The following is a 17,759-nucleotide window of genomic DNA, read 5'->3' on the forward strand; positions in this document are numbered from 1 at the left end:
ATGTTTAGATTGAAAAATAAATTTAAAATTACAACAAATTTTTTAATAGCTTTAATACTTATCTTTATTATAGTTTTTTTTGTAGATATAGCCATTATAAGTACCTCCTTTATGACTACAAGAGTATCTAGTTCTCAATTTTTTACATCTAGTCCAATTGAATTCACCCGTTCTTTTTCTAATTATATAAACTTTAATGGTGAAGATAATATAACCATAGATGAAAAGGGAACAAATTTGTTGATTAAAAATAATGGTTGGATACAAATATTAAATGAGGATTTTACTGAAATTTACACCTTTAATTCTCCTAAAGGCATACCTAAAACCTATACCCCAATATCCATTGTCCATGCTCATAAATATGATATGCTAGACTACTCAGTATATATAGGAGAAAAAGTGGTTGATAATAGAACTTTAAGTTATTTAATAGGTTTTCCAGCAAATCATGTATCAAAGTACACATTAGAGTTTAATCCATCCACAGTATATAAAATTATGAGTGGATTTTTAGTTATAATAATATCAAATATAATTATTGCAATAATCGGTGCATATCTTTTCTTTGGAAGAAAGATGGGAAAACCTTTAGATAAAATTGTAGAAGGAATAGATGAATTGTCCCAAGGCAATTATGAAAGATCCTACAAAGAATATGGAATATATAAAAATGTGTTTTCTAATCTAAATAATTTAAACTTAAAGCTTAAAGAAAGTAAAATAAAAAGAGAAGAATTAGATACAATGCGGGAAGATTGGATTTCATCTATATCTCATGACATAAAAACTCCTCTCTCTTCCATAAAAGGTTTTGCTGAAATTATGAAAGACAAAGACTATGACTTTTCTAAAGAAGAAATGCTAGATTACTCAGATATAATATGGAATAAATCCTGTTATATAGAAACCTTAATCGAAGATTTAAATTTAACTTATAAGTTGAAAAATAATTCTACAGAGCCTAGTAAGTCAAAATTAAATATAGTCTTTCTTATGCAAAATACAATCATAGAAATTTTAAATGACCCTATATATAGTACTAGAAATATAAATTTTGAAACTTCTAATGAAACCATATATTATTTTGGTGATGAAGCCTTATTAAAAAGAGCTTTTTCAAATTTAATCATTAATTCTATAGTTCATAACAACACTGATGTTAAAGTTTTAATTTCTGTTCATGAAGATGAAAATGATATCTATTTAAATATTAAAGATAATGGTAAAGGAATCTCATCCAAAGACTTACCTTATATTTTTGAAAGGTATTATAGAGGAACTAATACTTCTTCTTCAAAAGAAGGTTCTGGACTTGGAATGGCCATAGCTAAAGAGATAATTATTAAGCATGGTGGGAATGTTTCTATACAAAGTAAAATAGGCAGTGGAACTGAAATAAAAATAAGTTTTACGAAAAATATATAACAAAATCTCATAAGCAACCAATGGTTGACAGTATTTAACCACTTGTTGGTAGTGTGCAACCACTCTCATATGGTAGATTATTCATAGAAAGAAGGAGGCCTAAAGAATGGAATTGTCCGAAAGATTACAGCAGCTCAGAAAACTTGCTAATTATTCCCAAGAGCAATTGGCAGAAATGCTTTGTATATCTCGACAAGCGATTTCAAAATGGGAAAGCGGTCAAAGCAATCCAGATATTAATAATATCATTAAATTAAGCGAGATTTATAATGTTAGTACGGATTACATTTTGATAGGAAAGGAGAATAATAGTAATCAGCTGGAAGAAAGTAATTCCAAAAAGAAAGAATATAGCCAGCCATTTAAAATAGCATCAGTGATAATTGCAATAATTGCTGCCACAGCAATTGTTTCTGTCCTATTTATTTCCACATTAGGTCGTATAGCTGGTGCATGGTAGAATGAAAAATAAAAGGAGGGATGTTACCGAAATGACAAGTAAAAAAAGTATTTTATTAGTATTAAGTATAATCATATCATTATCTTTTGCTGCATGCGGTGCCCCTAGAAAGTCCAATGAAGCAAATACTAGAACTCAAAACATTGTCTCGGTAGACAATTTGTCACCCGAAGATACAGTAGAGACGGCTTTAAACTCTTTAATTTCCTTGGACACCAAAAATTTCAATAAGTATATTAACTACGATGTTAAAAAGACCAACAATCTGATAGTTGTTAAGGGCAATAAACTATTCGGTGATAATTTAGATGAAGAAGGTAAGGAACTTGTGGGAAGCATGGTTTCTAAATTTTCTTATGAGGTAATTGAAACTAAAGAAAATGAAAATGAAGCAACAGTAAAAATACTACTTACAAATCGTGATTTATCAGATATATATGAAAGATTAACATCGGCTTCACTTGCGGAAACTGCTACAAATCAAGAGGTTTCTTTAATTGACTTAATAAATGATACTGATAAATTATTGCAATTTGAAGTGGATCTTTTACTTAAAAAACAAGATAAAGGTTGGAAAATTAACATGAGCAAAGAATTTGCAAATGCTATCTGCGGTGGTACGCTCCCAAAATGGCAGCTAGACTTCTTTCTCTAAAATTGTACAACAAATGACTAGACGGCGGTTTTGAAGCACGAGCAAAGCCGCCATTTTTAACCACTTTGTACCATTGTATAAAACAGGCTAGAGTTTCTGAGAGTGATGTAAAACACTATCTTTATAAAAACTTGTTATCACAGTATATCCTAATAATACTTGAAACAGATTTATTGAATTACCTCTACTCGTAGCTAAGATTTCTAAAGATCTTTACTTTTAAATTTACTTGGAAATTTAAATTTCTCACTCATTAAATAACTTCTTACCATAACCAATATACCAAGTACCATAGAGCTTATAAAAATATCCCTAGAGTAATTACTTCTTATTTCACTATATAACTTTTGTGCTTTTAAAAAATACAATACTAAGATTCTTATCCATATAATTGCAAACAGTAAATTAACACCAGAAATGCATTTATAGCTTTTATACTTTTTTTCTTTTATGATCATATAAATATCTATCACAGTATTTATGATTATGGCTATTATTATTGGTACAATAAGATTAAAGTTTTCTGTCTTAAAGTGTAACAATATTATTATAATTAAAAATGACATCACTCCTATTTGAAGCTTTTTTAACATATTTACCTCCTTTAAAACTTAATTTAAAAGATTATAATACTTCTGAATCTTCCCTTCTAACTCCATAATACTTATAAATCTTGCTTCTCTAATTATTTCTTTACCCTGAGCGAACATAAGAATGCAAGGTAGTGTAAATACTGAAAATTCCCCTGCCGCCATGGTTACATTATCTATTTCTACCTTCACCATTTTAATTTTAGGGTATGACTTTAATAATTCTTCTATTTTAGACAACAAGGCATGACATACACTACAATTATTAGATGAAAAATATATAAATGCTAAATCATTTTCTTTTATAAAATCCTTAATTTCTTCTGTTGAATTTAAAGTTATCATAATTTTTCTCCTTTGTGAAAGACTGTAATCAACTCATTATAATTCTATTCCTATTTTTATTCCTATAATTAGCTACCTATATTTTACCATAATATTGTATGTGATTTATAGGGTTGATAATTTATTTTAAAACACTATTACAATACTTAGCATAGTATACATTAAGTAACCACTAACATTTGGAGGTATAATGTATAGTATTTTAATTAATAGAGCTGCTAGAAAGCTTACCTTGTATAAAGACGGAAAGTTTTTTAGACAATACACCGTTGCAATTGGTAAACCTTCTACCCCTACTCCCGTAGGAAACTTTAGAATAATAAATAAAGCAGTTAATCCTGGTGGCCCTTTTGGTGCAAGATGGCTTGGACTTTCAATTAGAGGATATGGTATACATGGCACAAATAATCCATCATCCATTGGGAAGGCTATTTCTAATGGGTGCATTAGGATGCATAATAGAAATGTAATTGAGTTATTTAATCTTGTACCTATTGGTACTCCTGTTAGGATTGTATAAAAATCAAAATACTAGAAGAAACTGCCCAGCAATTTCTTCTAGTATTTTTTTAAGTACTCTATGACCTTTTCTTGAAGATATGGCTGAATAAGCGGATATGTTAAGCTCGAAGGAAGTTCATTAAATAACTGTATTTTTTCTATTTCTAACTCTGGAAGCTTCCCCAATTCAAAAACTTCTGCATAAAACATTCGTCCATAACTTTTAACATTGTCTATGGTTACTGAATAATCAAAAACAGGCTCTATATTATATTTTAAAGCTCCTGTTTCTTCATAAAGTTCTCTTTTAGCGGTATAATTTATGTCCTCCCCTTTTTCTCTATGCCCTCCAGGTATTTCCCAAGTAGTCCTTTCTTTATGCTTTGCTAATATCCATTCATTCTTATATCTGCTACTAATTATGGCAAATTCTAAGTTTTCATCTTCAACTTTACCAATTTCATAAAAATCTATTTTCATGTGTTTCACTTCCTTTTTCCTCTTTTATTCCATCCATAGTTCTCGAAATATTAGACCTATATTATTAATGTGGTTATTTATGCTTTGAAAATTATTATTTATTCTTATTTAATTATACATTAAAGGTTTATAATCAACTATGTAATTTACAAATTTTCAACTGTAAAGAAGAGCCTGTCTCAAAATTATTTAAAAATATTTTTGAAACGGGCCCTTGATTAGGTTTTGTATATATATATATTTAAGGCTTATTATTTAAAAATGTTTATATTTTTATTCTATAACTACTGCAGTACCAGAAGCTGTAACCATCAACATATTTCCACCTTGACCTAACACTTCATAATCTATGTCCACTCCAACAACTGCGTTAGCTCCCATAGACCTAGCTCTGTTTTCAAGCTCTCTTAAAGCGTTTTCCCTAGCTTGAATCAGTTCTCCTTCATAAGATCCTGAGCGTCCTCCAAAAAAGTTAGACAATCCAGCTGCAAAATCCTTTAAAAAATTTACACCTGAGATTACTTCTCCGAAAGCTATTCCTTTGTATTCAAGTATCTTTCTTCCTTCAATTGCGTTTGTAGTTGTAACTATCATAGTTTATTCCTCCAACTTTTCTTAATATAAGTCTCTACTACTATTATAAATCTTTAAATTTATTAAATACATTAATTTTTCCTTAAATTTATGTATAATCTACCATATATATCATATTTTTTATTTTCAAGTGCCGTAAATATATAATATGAAAACTAATGACCAACTATTTTAATAACAGCCCTGTCTTGCACATGGATTTTAACTGTTCCACCTATAGGAAATGTAAATCTTGGATCTGTGTGTCCAAAATTTAAGTTTGCTACTACTGGAATATCATCTAATTCTTTTTTAGTTTTTATTATTTTGATTAATATTTCCTTTGAAACATTAGATTCTTTTTGGAATCTACCAATCAATATACCTTTCACTTTATTAAAATTAGGTTGGTGGATTAGTGATTGTAAGTCTCTATCAAAAGTTTCTGCGTTGCTTTCTAAATCATCTTCAATAAATAATATAGAATTAGTTAGATTTGGCATAAACTCTGTACCTTGTAAAAGATTAAAAGTACATAAATTTCCTCCTAAGATTTTACCTTCACTTGTTCCTTTGTTGATTATTAATACACCTTCATCCTCAATAAATTTTCTGTTATGTTGATCTAAAAACCAAAGATCAACACTCCAATGAGTAGAATTTTCTACTATAAATTCCTCCTCTGCCATAAGGCATTTTTTAAAATATTCTTCTGTGTATTCATTGCCTTTTATCATACCAAACGTAGAAAAATGAGGTCCTGAATAGGTAACTAAACCGCTCTTTTTATATATTGCATTTTGAAGAGCAGTAATGTCTGAAAACCCACAAAATATTTTAGGATTGTCCTTAATAATTTCATAATCAATATATTTTAATAATTGATTGGAGTTATATCCACCTATAGTGGTTAGAATCCCTTTTACATTACTATCCCTAAAAGCCTCATGTAAATCTTCTATTCTATCCTCTATGCTGGAAGATGAAAACTCATCTATTTTTTCAGCATTCTTTGAAAATGTTACTTTGAGTCCTAATTTCCCTAAAGCTTCTATGGATATTTTCCTTTGCTCTAAATCTATAATTCCTAGACTTCTTGAAGGTGAAATTACTCTTATTTCATCTCCTGATTTTAATTTGTTTGGAATCATTTTTATCGCCCCCTTAGTTTTTAACTAAAAACTTTCTTACATTTACTAACGCCCAATACTTTGTACTCCTGTTATATCATTTAGTATCCAATGGCCATTATGATCCTTTATAAAAAAGCTTTTTTTCTTATAACTCATATATGGTCTAACTTATTCTAATTAAATTTGCGTATCCTATAAACATTACAATACCAATTAAAACAACATATGCTATTGCCCTAAAGTTTCTTTTTTCATTAATTTCATTATCTTTTTTATTTATAAACTCATTCAATAATTTATCTACTTCTTCCTTCTGCTCTTCATCTACTTCTAATTCTCTTTCAATAATTTTATTTCTTCTTCCCAAGGTTTCAAGTTGAATTTTATTCTCAGATATCCATGTATAACTTTTGATTTTATTCCATTTAATAAAACGACAAGAATTAGAAGTACTTGAGTATGTGCCACCTTTAGTTACTCCTAACGCTTGCCTACTTAAAAGATTTAAAATACCTATCTGTATCCAAGTAAACCCTTGTAAAATTTCTTTTATATCAATACTCTTGTTTTTTATATAAAATAATATATGAACGCTTGTTATACATATCCATAATACTAATATCACAACATATAAAATTGAAATTTTTTTTCTTCTTGTTTGAATAATAAATTTACCAGCAGAAATTTTTTCATATAAACCGTATAACAAAAAACAACTCATTATTATATTTAAAATAATATAATAATTTATCATGCTCTTATTTCCCCCCATATCCCTAATTCCATATTATTACAGCATTAACCATTCATTACTTAATTTATTGAATATCCATGTTATTTTTTAAATAATAATATTTACCAATTATTTTACGGATGCAATAAAAACCATAAAGGATATTACTAAAGCCATTATACTTAATACTATATATCCAAATTTATAGAAAAAAATATATTCTTCCGAAAATTCCACTTTATCATAGTTTTTAAACATCCAGCGCTCGCCAAAAAATTTCATGTTTTTAGAATATTTTAATACTAAAATCCCTATAAAAAGAAAGATAATTGCTATAAGCAAACCACCTAAATGCCCCCTAATTTTTATATCTTCTCTCAGTATTGTTTTTATTATGAATCCTTTAGGATATTTTTCTTCAAATGATCCATTTAGTACATTTTTATCAGCAAAATAATTATTAACCTCTATGGTACCATCTTCGTTAAGTAAACGCCCACTTTTATATTCAACTTTATATACTTCATTATCTGGGTAATATAAATAATATATTCCATCAGCTTCTCTAATCTTTATAGTGCCATAATCTTTTAAAGTCTTTATTTCAAATGTATATATGTCATCATTCTTATTTACAGTAAAATAGTTGTATTCAGATGATTTATATACATAACTGTCCCCTTCAATACTTTCTTTGTAAAAGCTTTCTCTAAAATAAATACCTTTCTGAAAGAAAATACTGAAATACCATGCTATTAGACATAATGATAGTATAGCTATAATATTATAAGTTTTTTTATTGTTATAATAAAACTCTTTTACACTATTCCCCATCATATCCCCCTTAAATATTTAATTACTCACTGAAAATACTTAAATACTCTCCATAACCCTCTTCCTCTAATTTTTCAACAGGTATGAACTTCAATGCTGCACTATTTATGCAATATCTTAATCCACCTTTCTCCCTTGGGCCATCATTAAATACATGACCTAAATGAGAATCTGAACGTTTGGTTCTTACTTCTATTCTATTCATATTATAGGTAAAATCCTCCTTCTCTTTAATTGAAGATTTATCTATAGGTTTAGTAAAACTTGGCCAACCACAGCCAGAATCAAACTTATCCTTTGATGTAAATAAAGGCTCCCCGCTGCATACATCAACATATATCCCTTCTTTTTTATTGTTCCAATATTCATTTTCAAAAGGTTTTTCTGTAGCATTTTCCTGTGTTACCTTGTATTGAAGTGGAGTAAGCTTTTTCCTTAATTCCTCGTTTTTTAATTTCATACGCTTTTTATTTTCCATAAAATTCACCTCAAATAATTTAATTTTAGAGATAGTTTGCGTAAATATCCTACATAATATTTACAATACTATATTTTTCTCCATTTGCTACTTATTTTAAGTTATCATTGATTATATTTATATCAGAACTCCAAAGATATGTGCTCATCCAAAGCTTCCATGACATAGATTGCTATCCTATATTAGAGTTAATTGTAAATTCATAATTTATTTCCTTACCTAATTTGCCTTAATTGTGTTATGATTCGGTCATATACCTTTTTAAATTTAGTTCTATTGTCAGGTAATAATTCTATGTTACATAATAAAGCTACTTTTTCAGCAACATCTTGAATTGATAGGTTTTCTGTATCTATATATTGTTTAAAGATTTCATTTGACAATCCTTCTATACATCTGTCTATTTGCTTGGCTGCCCATGAATTTTTACCTTCCCCACGACTTCTTAATCTTTTAAGTAAAGTTTCTTTTGAAGATGATAAAACAAAATGCTTTACTTCAACTCCATCATTCCTTAGTTTTAAAATAATTTCTTTAAAATATTGTGGATTAACTATGGTCATAGGCACAATTATTGTACCTCCATATTCCTGAGCAATATATTTTAGCATAGAAAAATTAAATTCCCTCCACATTGGGCAATCCTGAAAATCATTGCTATTCAAATTTTTTGGTATGTTTTTTCTAATGAAAAACCCTGTCTTCTCTGGATCATATACAAATGAATTAGGAATTCTTCTATGCAGTTCAAAAGCCGTTTGTGATTTTCCAGAGCCAAATGCACCATTTATCCATATTATCATAGCTATTACCTCGCTCTAATTTATATAATTTAATTATTTTTAACAACTATAAAATAACTTTTCTTTTTTTACATATATTTATAATTAATCTCATAAAACACCTCATCTTCGGCTTCAAATCCAGTTATGAACTGTTTGAATCCAAAGCTTAAGTATAACTTCTTTGCTACTATACTATCTGGATGAAAACTTAAATATATTTTACTCGGTTTTGCTTCTTCCTTTATTCTATTTAGTAAAAGCTCTAAACCGTGTTTTCCATATCCTTTTCCTTGATATTGTTCATCAATCATAAAGCGAATCAGCCATGTACAATCAATTTCTTCACCATCTTCTCCATACATTGCAAACCCTACCATTTTATCATCTATATACATGCCAATAGTTACCCATTCAGGATGAAACTTTGATTCTGCAATAGATGCTGCATTACTATGTGGTAAATATTTTTCTTGTTCTTTTGATATTTTTAAATCAATACATTCTTTTAAATTTTTTTCTGTAATATTCTTAAAATATATATTCATATATAATCTCCTCTTTTTACATTTCATATATTTTTCAATTATTTATCTGTAGTCTTAAAACTATTATACTATATTTTCATTTATATCTATAATTTAGCATTAATTTAAATAAAAATAGCACTTCCTAATAAATGAAAGGAAGTGCTATTTTTTTATTTAGTCTGTTCCCAATCTTCTCTTAAAATTCCCATTAAAATATCATCATAGTATTTTCCGTCTCTATATAATTCTTGTCTCAAAACACCCTCCACTTTAAAGCCACATTTTTTATAACTTTTCATAGCTCTTTCATTAAAGGAAAATACATTTAACTTAACTTTATTTATATTAATTTGTTCAAATATAAACTTCACAAGGATTTTTATGGCATCTGTACCATAGCCTTTTCCCCAATAATCCTTATCCCCAATAAATATTCCAATCACTGTCACACTATTTTTCCAATCTATAGAATTGATTCCACATCCGCCGATGTATTTACTATCTTCTAAAGTCTCTATTGCAAAACTATATTCATTCTTTGTAGAAGAAATACTTTCAACCCATTTCTCCTCATCTTCTAATGTTATAGGATAAGGTATCCCTGGATTTAAAAGTCTTTTTACTTCTGAATCATTAACATAATTTTGTGCAGCTTTTATATCCTCTTTCCTATATTCTCTTAATCTTACTTTCTCACCTGTATACATTGCAATTTGCCCCCTTTTGTTAGTTAAGTAAAGAACTCTTAATTTGAAAATATCCCCATTCCCACCCTCACTAAAATTATAATTAGTACATGGTAGTTACATTTACATTCTATTTGTACTCATGTTACATTTATGGGCCTAATTTGTTAACTGTGGATTCGAACCACTGGCACTGCCCCCATGCCGCCACTATCCAACTTTCCCTGTTGGCGGGTTTGTACTCACCTTATAAATTTTAGCTACCTTCTTAAAAGTTCTTCTATACTTCTATTAATAATCTCCTAACTAACTATTTCTAATATTCCTATGTGTTAATGCATAACTATTTTATCTTCATTCGTTACAGCAAATCTATATTCCAATTCATTCCTTGAATTTTTGTATCCAATAATCTAAATTCTTTTGATAATTCATCTATTTTCTTTTGAATTTCTCTAACATTTATTGTGATGGAAAACTTCACCTCTGATCTACTGTATCTATCTTGTCTTACTGTAGCAGCCTCTACTAGATGAGTAAGTATGAGTCTTTTGTCCCAAATCCTCTCTCTTTCTGCTAAGGCATCTGCCAAACTCATACTATCATTAAATTTTGTTTGTGAATTTGTTTTATTTATTCTTTTTATTATATCTGTCACTTCATATAAGCATCTATCTAGCTCCTGAAGTAATAAATCAGGAGATTCCATAGGCTCGTCCCCTTCTTGAACTTTAGCATTATTCGTAAGCCTATTTTTAAGCTGCTCTATTCTTTTTTGATAATCTGATCTTAAAATTAAAGCTTCAGCAAGCTTCATAATATCACCCCTATTTTTAACTTTTATTTTTAAAAAAACTTTCATTTCTAAAAAATTTTCACTTATATAAATTTCAACTATATTAACATTATTTTGAAAGATAATCAACTAATTTGCTTATTCTATCCTTCACATGGTCAGGTAATTCTTGCTTCATTGCTCTCTTTAATAGATCTATATGTTTTGTACCATGTTTTAATAAATAATTTTCTATAATTTCCACCTTGTAATCTCTATTAGGAATTAGTTGATATGCAACATACCAATCCTCTAATGAAGCTAATGGAATATTTATGCCATCTAATTCCATGGATGACGTTATTGAATTTTCATCAAAAACATATTCATATTGTCCATTTTCATGATTAATTATAAAACCACCCATAATGTCTACATCTACATTATTTACTTTATATTCACCAAAATATTTCGTAAGATATGTAGTAGTTTTCCCCTTTTCTTCTCCTACTCCTAGACTTTTAAATATATTATCTACTTTTTCCTTATGCTCTAAGTCTATGAGAATATCTATATCGCTAGGACTATCTACTAACCCATAATGGTTTAACAATATAGAAGCTCCTACTGCCCACTTCACTCCTTCATGGTTAAGCTTTTCTCCTATATATCTTAATGTTTCAAACATTATACTCATCAGACCTTTCTTAAAATTATAGATTGAAAATGAAATTTTTCTCCTGTTTCCACTCTTTCAAAACTAACTATTGAGAAATGTTTTGAAACTACTTCTTTTATTCTTTCATCTGTATAAAAAGAGAAGAATCTTGGTGGATTGTATACGTCCTCTTCCCATACCCCTTCAGAATCTTCCCCCCCATAGACACCCATGAAAAATATTCCTCCTGGTTCTAATATCTTTTCTATTTCATTTAAAACTTTAGGAAGATTTTCCTTTGGAACATGAAGTAAGCAGTTCATCGCCCATACAGAGTGAAATTTTTTATTTAATTTTCCTATATTATAAAAATCTAATTCATATGCTTCCAGTCCTTTATCTTTGCATATGTTCACCATTTCACTGGATAAGTCTACTGCGACGACCTCTAATCCATTGTTTTTAAAAAATATACTATCCTTTCCTGTGCCAGCGCCTATTTCTAATAAAGTTTTTTTGTTTTCTTTGTTTAATAGTTCTAAAAAGTTTTGTCTAGGTGCAATTTTCCATTGTTGTATTTCACTTTTTTCTCTTTCATAAGCATAATTATCATATGACTCTTTTAAGTTTTCTTTTATACTACTATAATTACTTTTCATTTTTTCAAATGTTGTCAGGTAAACACCCTCTTTAATTTCTATATCTTCTACTTTTTTAAAACCATTTTTTATATAAAGATTTACTGCGGGCATATTTTGTTTCCCAGTAGTAACTATTATTTTATTAGCGTCTTTCTGGATGTCCTGTATAAAATTTAATAACTTTTTCCCAATACCCATTCTAAAAAAATTAGGATGTATTGCAACTCTGTGAATATCTAAAATCTTTTCTTCATACTTATATGAAATTATCCCTGCTAAAATATTATCTATATAGTACCCATAAAAAGTCTCTTCACTTTCTTTTATTGTTTCTATGGTATCTTTTAATGTTGGTATATCATAAAACCCTATAATTTCTGCCTCTACTAAATAAGAAGCCTTTTGTATATCTAATATTTTCTCTACTATATATTTATCTTCTATATCCAATTTTCTAATCATTTTATTAATTTCCTTTGCTAATATTTTACTAATATTTTACCATAAAAATATATAACTGTCCCCACCAATAACTATCAATAACAGTCCTCCAAACTATTAATACCTATCCCCTAAAAACGTAAAACCGTATGACTGTCCCTATTTACCATTTAAATTAATTGATTTCTCTCTAATTATTTAATTTTATCCCTTTGTCTATAAATTCCTTTAGGAAAGTTTTGTCTCTTTCTTTTATAAATTTACCCATATAATTATAAGGCTCATCTTTTTCTAGAGAATCAATTGCTTCTTCTATACTCATCCAATTTAATTTAAAACCACTATTTATTTCTTCTTCAGTATAATTAGGTTTTCCTATTTCTCCTTTCACCTTTGAGTAGTAGCAATAGGATATCTGAAGTTGTTTAAATTCATCTCTATATTCTATAATAGTACCAACCTCTCCTAAGACTTCTATATCCGTCCCCACTTCTTCTGATACTTCCCTTTTTAATGCTTCTATTATATTCTCCTCTTCTTCTATTCCTCCACCTGGCAACTTGTGATAATTATCTTTTGATACATATAATATTGCTATTTTACCTGATTCATCAAGTAAAATTGTTCTTGCTGCTTTTCTAATTTTATAATTTATATCATCTATTTTTTTACTTATTCCAATGTGTTTTTCATAAATTTCTTTTAATAAGTTCATTTTAAAATTCCTTTCCAACTCAATATTTACATGCTCTTTTATTCTTAATTTAATTATATACATATTAAAGCTGTTGATAAATAAGATTTTATCAACAGCTTAATTAGTTAACTTCTAAAATAATATAAATGTAGATATTACAGTAACAATAAGAGCTCCTAACATTGGAATCAGTGTACGTTTTGCCACCTCAAAAGGTGAAACCTCTGAGATACCTGAAACCCCAACAATTACACTGGTTATAGGAGACATACTTCTGGCAATTCCTGCTGCTAATTGCATAGGCATCAACATTATAACAGAAGGTATTCCCGCTTTTAGCGCTACTTCTGGTGCAAGAGAAGCAAATGCAAAGAAGGGTGCATTACCAGATCCCATTATAATTGCACATACGGTAATTATTAAAACCATTATTACTACCATAACATTTGTTCCAAATCCTGAAGATTGCGCAGAAGAAATAATCACATCAATTGCTCCTATGGTTTTTAGCCCATGGGCAAAGGTTTGCCCTGCAACAATAAGACTTACAACCTTGGCAAATTGAACTCCCATTTCATCAAAAAACACCTGTATACTTGCAAAAACCTTTTTCACATCTTTATATCTTATTAATTCAAAAATCATACTTAGAGCTGTACTCATAAGCATTGCAGTTACAACATCTAACTTTATGGTAGATATAAGAAACTGGCTAAATATTAATAATATTATTAATGGTATCAGTGGAAGTATTGCATATATTTTAGGAACTTTTTCTCCTTCCTTTGATGCAGCCATTTCTGATTGAACAACTATATGTCCACTTTTTTTATCAAACCATTTTTGTACGAAATAATGTAATATAGATATAGTTATTACCACCGCTATTGCCACAGGTATTTGATACTTAATGAAATATAGGGATACATTTAATTTTGCAGTGTCTGCCGCAAGTATAGAATTCCCTGAAGCTGGACCAAGGTCAAGACATGCACTTGTCCCTATCATAGCCGTAGCCGCTAAGGGACTTACCCCTAGACTTACTAAAATTGGATACATAGTTACCATAAGTAATATACCTAATCCAGTAGCACTTGGTATGAATATATTTAAAAATTGTCCTACAGCGTATCCTAAAGCTAATACAAGATATGGAGCATTTAGTTTTCTAAGTGGCTTTATGGCAATCTTTACAAGAGCCTCACTAGCTCCGATACTACTCATGTATTTTGCAAACCCACCTACAGCCATTATGCTTAAACCTATCCCTGCATTATTACTACTAAAAGTACTTCGTATATATTCAAACATGTCGAACCAAACAAAACCTGTGGAAGACTTTTGTGGCATGATTTCCCCTGTTTTAAAAATTATACTCAGTGACATAAGTAAAATACCACCTAAAAATAGTACCGTTTGTGTTTTGTAACTTTTAAATATAAGGTATCCTATTAGCAATGTAACCAGTAAAGCTGCTAAAACCTTCAACATATAACTCCCCCCATTTCCACCTTATCTTTCTCTTTATTTTTATCTAATTTCTAATAGTGGATTTATTAAATCTTTTATCCCCACTAAAGCTAATGCGGATAAGAAAACTTTTTGAGGTCCTAAATATGCTTCTTTTGGATCAAACCATTCTTCTAGAGAGTGAATTTTTCCTGACTTTCCTCCTCTACCAACAGCTACGCCTGGAATTCCCATACTTATTGGTATGTTAGCATCAGTGCTTCCTGGGTTTGATAGTTCAGGAACTAATCCTATTACTTCTGTTGAAGCACAAATGGATTGAATAATTATAGACTCTTTTGATTGAGTTCCTGCTGGCCTATTTCCAATTAGGTCAATTTCTACAGATATTTTTTTATCTGATTTCCATCTATTATTTTCTTCCTCTGCTCCTTCCTTAATTTTATCAATTATTTGTTTTTCAAGCTTTATAATCTCCTCTTCATTATTTGAACGAATATCTATTAGCATACTGGCCTCAGCTGCTATAGAATTTACTGAGGTTCCTCCTTCTACAGTACCTACAGTAAAAGTAGTTTTTGGATCTTCTGGACATTTTAAATCAGATATTTTAGCTATTGCTCTTCCCATAGCATGAATGGCACTAGGAGTTCCAAATTCTGCATAGCTATGTCCTCCTGATCCTTTATAAGTAATTTTGTATCTATGGCTTCCTGTTGCTAAATAGGTTATGGAGGAAACTCCTGTTCCATCTATTGATATAAAACCATCTATATCCTTATTCTCTTCAAATAGATGTTTTGTACCTTTTAAGTCTCCTATGCCCTCCTCACATACATTGGCAACAAAAATAATATCTCCTATGGTTTCAATGGCTGTGTGATTAAAAGCTCTGATTAAAGATAAAATTTCAGCAAGTCCCCTTGTGTCGTCTGCTATTCCTGGAGCGTAGAGTTTATCCTCCTTCTCTACCACTCTAGTATCAACAGTTTCAGGAAATACTGTATCTAAATGAGCTGCAATTACAAGCTTAGGACCATGTCCTCCCCCCAATCTTTTTGCAATAACATTTCCTACTTCATCTATATAAACTTCTTTTAATCCAAGTTCTTTTATTCTTTTCATCATCTCTTGTGAACGTTTACTTTCCTTGAATGATGGAGCTGGTATTTCACAAATTTCCTTTTGTTCTTCTATAGTGTTTTTATGATCTCTTTTTATAAACTCTATACCCTTGTTTACTTTTTCACTTTTCATAATGTTCTCTAGTACACTCTTTACAACATCAGAAACATAATAATTATTATTCATTTTTACCCCCTCTATTTTATGTTTTTATATAATCTATCCCTTCCAGAATAGAATGTACTCTCCTCTAAGTCTACGATTTCATAAGGTATGAACCTATCCCTTAGATAGTCTGCACCCATTTCTGTAGTCATAAGTTTGCCTGAATTATTTATAAGATATCCATTTATCATAGATAATTTTCCGTTACAAATAGTGATTACTGCTGATTCATCCTTGGGGTCAATTACAGTTATATCTGCATCGGCACCATAACTTAAATGTCCCTTATTTTTAAATCCAAACATTTGAGCAGGAGCATAACAGGCTTTCCATACAAATTCCTTTAATGTGAATATGCCAAACCTAACAAGGGGCAAACCACATTCTATTGTAGTATTTCTAGGTATAGCTCCACCGTCTGTGCTTAGCGCATCTATAACAAATCTTCCTTTATCATCTTTTTCTCCAGCACATAAAGTAGCTACCATTCTAGAGTTAATAGTAAAACTTATATTTACTCTTGTATCTGACTTATTCCATAATTCAAATGCCTCTTCACCCCATATAAGTTCCATTTCTTCTCCTATTTTTTCATACACAGCTACTTTTTTATCTAAGAAAGCTTTTTTCATGCCTGACTGACTTACTTCATATCCAAATTTTTTTAAACAGTTTCTTGTTACGTGACTTTTAGGTAGCCCATCACTATTAAATTCACCACTAGTTCCATTCAGGGATGATAAATAGGATTCAGACACTATATTAGGGTTTGCTTTAAGTAAATTTATTGCTATAAGTGCTTCTTCTAGTGGGGTTTCTATTAATCCTCTGCAGTAAGAGTTTATATGAGCTAGGTGAAGGGAAAGTTTATTGGAAAGTTCCATTGCTTCTATCATTCCTTCAATATCACTACCACAATTAATAGTTCCTGCGTGAAATGCAACATATATTCTTTTTTCATTGGCTATCTCTATTATATCTCTTGTAGTTTCTGGGGTAAGAGGAAAATGCCCTCCCATAATTTTTACCCCTAATGCTCCTTTATTAATACTTTCTGATATTTTTTCATTCAATTCTAATCTTGAAGCACTACTTTTATCATAATCAGGGCTAATACAATCAAGAACCGCTGCATTAAGACCATATCCCATTTTCCCAATTTCTTTACCTATTCTTTCTACTGGCCCTCTAAAGTCAACGGCTGTTGTAACACCTGCCCTTATAAGCATTCTATATCCCGCAACTCCTGAATTAGGTCTTACCATATGAACATGTGAATCTACCAATCCTGGTATAACTATCTTTCCTCTTACATCAATAACTTGATCGGAATTATTAGTGTAATTTTCTTTTTCAATGCTAATAATTTTCCCATCCTTTATACCAATATCGTAAACTCCCTCTATATTATTTAAAGAATCTACAACAGTTCCGCCCCTTAATATAATGTCATATTTCATATTATCTCCCCTTCGCTTTTACTAACAGATATATTCAGGCTATGACCTTAACATAGTGTATTCAACCAAATTTTAAAAATCCCTTTTTTATTTATAAATATTCTCTGTTCTTACAAAAT

At 29.7% G+C, this 17,759-nt stretch carries 22 protein-coding genes; 4 read left to right on the plus strand and 18 right to left on the minus strand.

The genetic code is table 11. The features are described 5' to 3' along the window. From KQI86_RS05490 to KQI86_RS05500, 3 genes are all read left to right on the plus strand, one after another. Entirely contained in the window at positions 1-1,428 is a 1,428-nt protein-coding gene (locus KQI86_RS05490; RefSeq protein WP_216438129.1) for a sensor histidine kinase, read from the plus strand. A gap of 106 nt (positions 1,429-1,534) precedes the next feature. Then, positions 1,535-1,888 (plus strand): helix-turn-helix domain-containing protein, encoded by a 354-nt coding sequence (locus tag KQI86_RS05495; protein ID WP_216438130.1) that lies wholly within the window; start codon positions 1,535-1,537, stop codon positions 1,886-1,888. Positions 1,889-1,919: 31 nt separating this feature from the next. Beyond that, a complete protein-coding gene (locus tag KQI86_RS05500; RefSeq protein WP_216438131.1) occupies positions 1,920-2,543 on the plus strand; it encodes a hypothetical protein in 624 nt (207 codons plus the stop codon). A 203-nt stretch (positions 2,544-2,746) separates the two neighbouring features. Here KQI86_RS05500 and KQI86_RS05505 read toward each other — a convergent pair whose 3' ends face one another. Beyond that, complete coding sequence (locus tag KQI86_RS05505) at positions 2,747-3,136, minus strand: hypothetical protein (protein ID WP_216438132.1); 390 nt, start codon at positions 3,134-3,136, stop codon at positions 2,747-2,749. An 18-nt stretch (positions 3,137-3,154) separates the two neighbouring features. Next, entirely contained in the window at positions 3,155-3,478 is a 324-nt protein-coding gene (locus tag KQI86_RS05510; protein ID WP_216438133.1) for a thioredoxin family protein, read from the minus strand. 190 nt (positions 3,479-3,668) lie between these two features. On the opposite strand from KQI86_RS05510, the gene KQI86_RS05515 reads away from it, so the two are divergent. Beyond that, entirely contained in the window at positions 3,669-3,998 is a 330-nt protein-coding gene (locus tag KQI86_RS05515) for a L,D-transpeptidase (RefSeq protein ID WP_216438134.1), read from the plus strand. Positions 3,999-4,036: 38 nt separating this feature from the next. Here the strand turns inward: KQI86_RS05515 and KQI86_RS05520 are convergent, their stop codons facing one another. The 16 genes from KQI86_RS05520 to KQI86_RS05595 all read right to left on the minus strand — a co-directional run bounded on the left by KQI86_RS05520 (position 4,037) and on the right by KQI86_RS05595 (position 17,640). Next, positions 4,037-4,459, minus strand: coding sequence for an NUDIX hydrolase (locus KQI86_RS05520; RefSeq protein WP_216438135.1), 423 nt, complete (start codon positions 4,457-4,459; stop codon positions 4,037-4,039). Between the two features lie 273 nt (positions 4,460-4,732). Further along, complete coding sequence (locus KQI86_RS05525) at positions 4,733-5,053, minus strand: putative heavy metal-binding protein (RefSeq protein ID WP_216438136.1); 321 nt, start codon at positions 5,051-5,053, stop codon at positions 4,733-4,735. A gap of 155 nt (positions 5,054-5,208) precedes the next feature. Next, positions 5,209-6,183, minus strand: coding sequence for a S66 family peptidase (locus KQI86_RS05530; RefSeq protein ID WP_216438137.1), 975 nt, complete (start codon positions 6,181-6,183; stop codon positions 5,209-5,211). A gap of 145 nt (positions 6,184-6,328) precedes the next feature. After that, positions 6,329-6,919: a DUF5673 domain-containing protein gene (locus KQI86_RS05535; RefSeq protein WP_216438138.1), complete on the minus strand. Its 591-nt coding sequence runs from the start codon at positions 6,917-6,919 to the stop codon at positions 6,329-6,331. A 108-nt stretch (positions 6,920-7,027) separates the two neighbouring features. Beyond that, positions 7,028-7,732: a hypothetical protein gene (locus KQI86_RS05540; protein ID WP_216438139.1), complete on the minus strand. Its 705-nt coding sequence runs from the start codon at positions 7,730-7,732 to the stop codon at positions 7,028-7,030. Positions 7,733-7,754: 22 nt separating this feature from the next. After that, positions 7,755-8,210: a peptide-methionine (R)-S-oxide reductase MsrB gene (gene msrB / locus KQI86_RS05545; RefSeq protein ID WP_216438141.1), complete on the minus strand. Its 456-nt coding sequence runs from the start codon at positions 8,208-8,210 to the stop codon at positions 7,755-7,757. Positions 8,211-8,425: 215 nt separating this feature from the next. Continuing rightward, a complete protein-coding gene (locus tag KQI86_RS05550; protein ID WP_216438143.1) occupies positions 8,426-9,013 on the minus strand; it encodes an AAA family ATPase in 588 nt (195 codons plus the stop codon). A gap of 68 nt (positions 9,014-9,081) precedes the next feature. Beyond that, positions 9,082-9,540: a GNAT family N-acetyltransferase gene (locus KQI86_RS05555; RefSeq protein WP_216438144.1), complete on the minus strand. Its 459-nt coding sequence runs from the start codon at positions 9,538-9,540 to the stop codon at positions 9,082-9,084. A gap of 152 nt (positions 9,541-9,692) precedes the next feature. Then, on the minus strand, positions 9,693-10,229 hold the full coding sequence (locus tag KQI86_RS05560; protein WP_216438146.1) for a GNAT family N-acetyltransferase: 537 nt from the start codon (positions 10,227-10,229) through the stop codon (positions 9,693-9,695). A gap of 340 nt (positions 10,230-10,569) precedes the next feature. Then, positions 10,570-11,025, minus strand: a complete 456-nt coding sequence (locus tag KQI86_RS05565; protein WP_216438148.1) for a DIP1984 family protein — start codon at positions 11,023-11,025, stop codon at positions 10,570-10,572. 88 nt (positions 11,026-11,113) lie between these two features. Beyond that, positions 11,114-11,680 (minus strand): nucleotidyltransferase family protein, encoded by a 567-nt coding sequence (locus KQI86_RS05570; protein WP_246582657.1) that lies wholly within the window; start codon positions 11,678-11,680, stop codon positions 11,114-11,116. Further along, positions 11,680-12,744 carry a bifunctional GNAT family N-acetyltransferase/class I SAM-dependent methyltransferase gene (locus KQI86_RS05575; protein WP_216438150.1) on the minus strand — a complete coding sequence of 355 codons (1,065 nt, stop codon included), beginning with the start codon at positions 12,742-12,744 and terminating at the stop codon, positions 11,680-11,682. Before KQI86_RS05575 ends, KQI86_RS05570 begins: the two co-directional genes overlap by 1 nt. Before the next feature lie 169 nt (positions 12,745-12,913). Continuing rightward, a complete protein-coding gene (locus KQI86_RS05580) occupies positions 12,914-13,501 on the minus strand; it encodes an NUDIX domain-containing protein (RefSeq protein ID WP_246582658.1) in 588 nt (195 codons plus the stop codon). Between the two features lie 51 nt (positions 13,502-13,552). Next, positions 13,553-14,911, minus strand: coding sequence for a C4-dicarboxylate transporter DcuC (gene dcuC, locus KQI86_RS05585; RefSeq protein WP_216438152.1), 1,359 nt, complete (start codon positions 14,909-14,911; stop codon positions 13,553-13,555). 39 nt (positions 14,912-14,950) lie between these two features. Next, on the minus strand, positions 14,951-16,201 hold the full coding sequence (locus KQI86_RS05590; protein ID WP_216438154.1) for a M20/M25/M40 family metallo-hydrolase: 1,251 nt from the start codon (positions 16,199-16,201) through the stop codon (positions 14,951-14,953). Between the two features lie 11 nt (positions 16,202-16,212). Further along, positions 16,213-17,640, minus strand: coding sequence for an amidohydrolase family protein (locus KQI86_RS05595; RefSeq protein WP_216438156.1), 1,428 nt, complete (start codon positions 17,638-17,640; stop codon positions 16,213-16,215). Between the last annotated feature and the right edge of the window lie 119 nt (positions 17,641-17,759).

It is taken from the genome of Clostridium mobile (genome assembly GCF_018918285.1).
GTDB classification, from domain to species: Bacteria; Bacillota; Clostridia; order Clostridiales; family Clostridiaceae; genus Clostridium_AW; species Clostridium_AW mobile.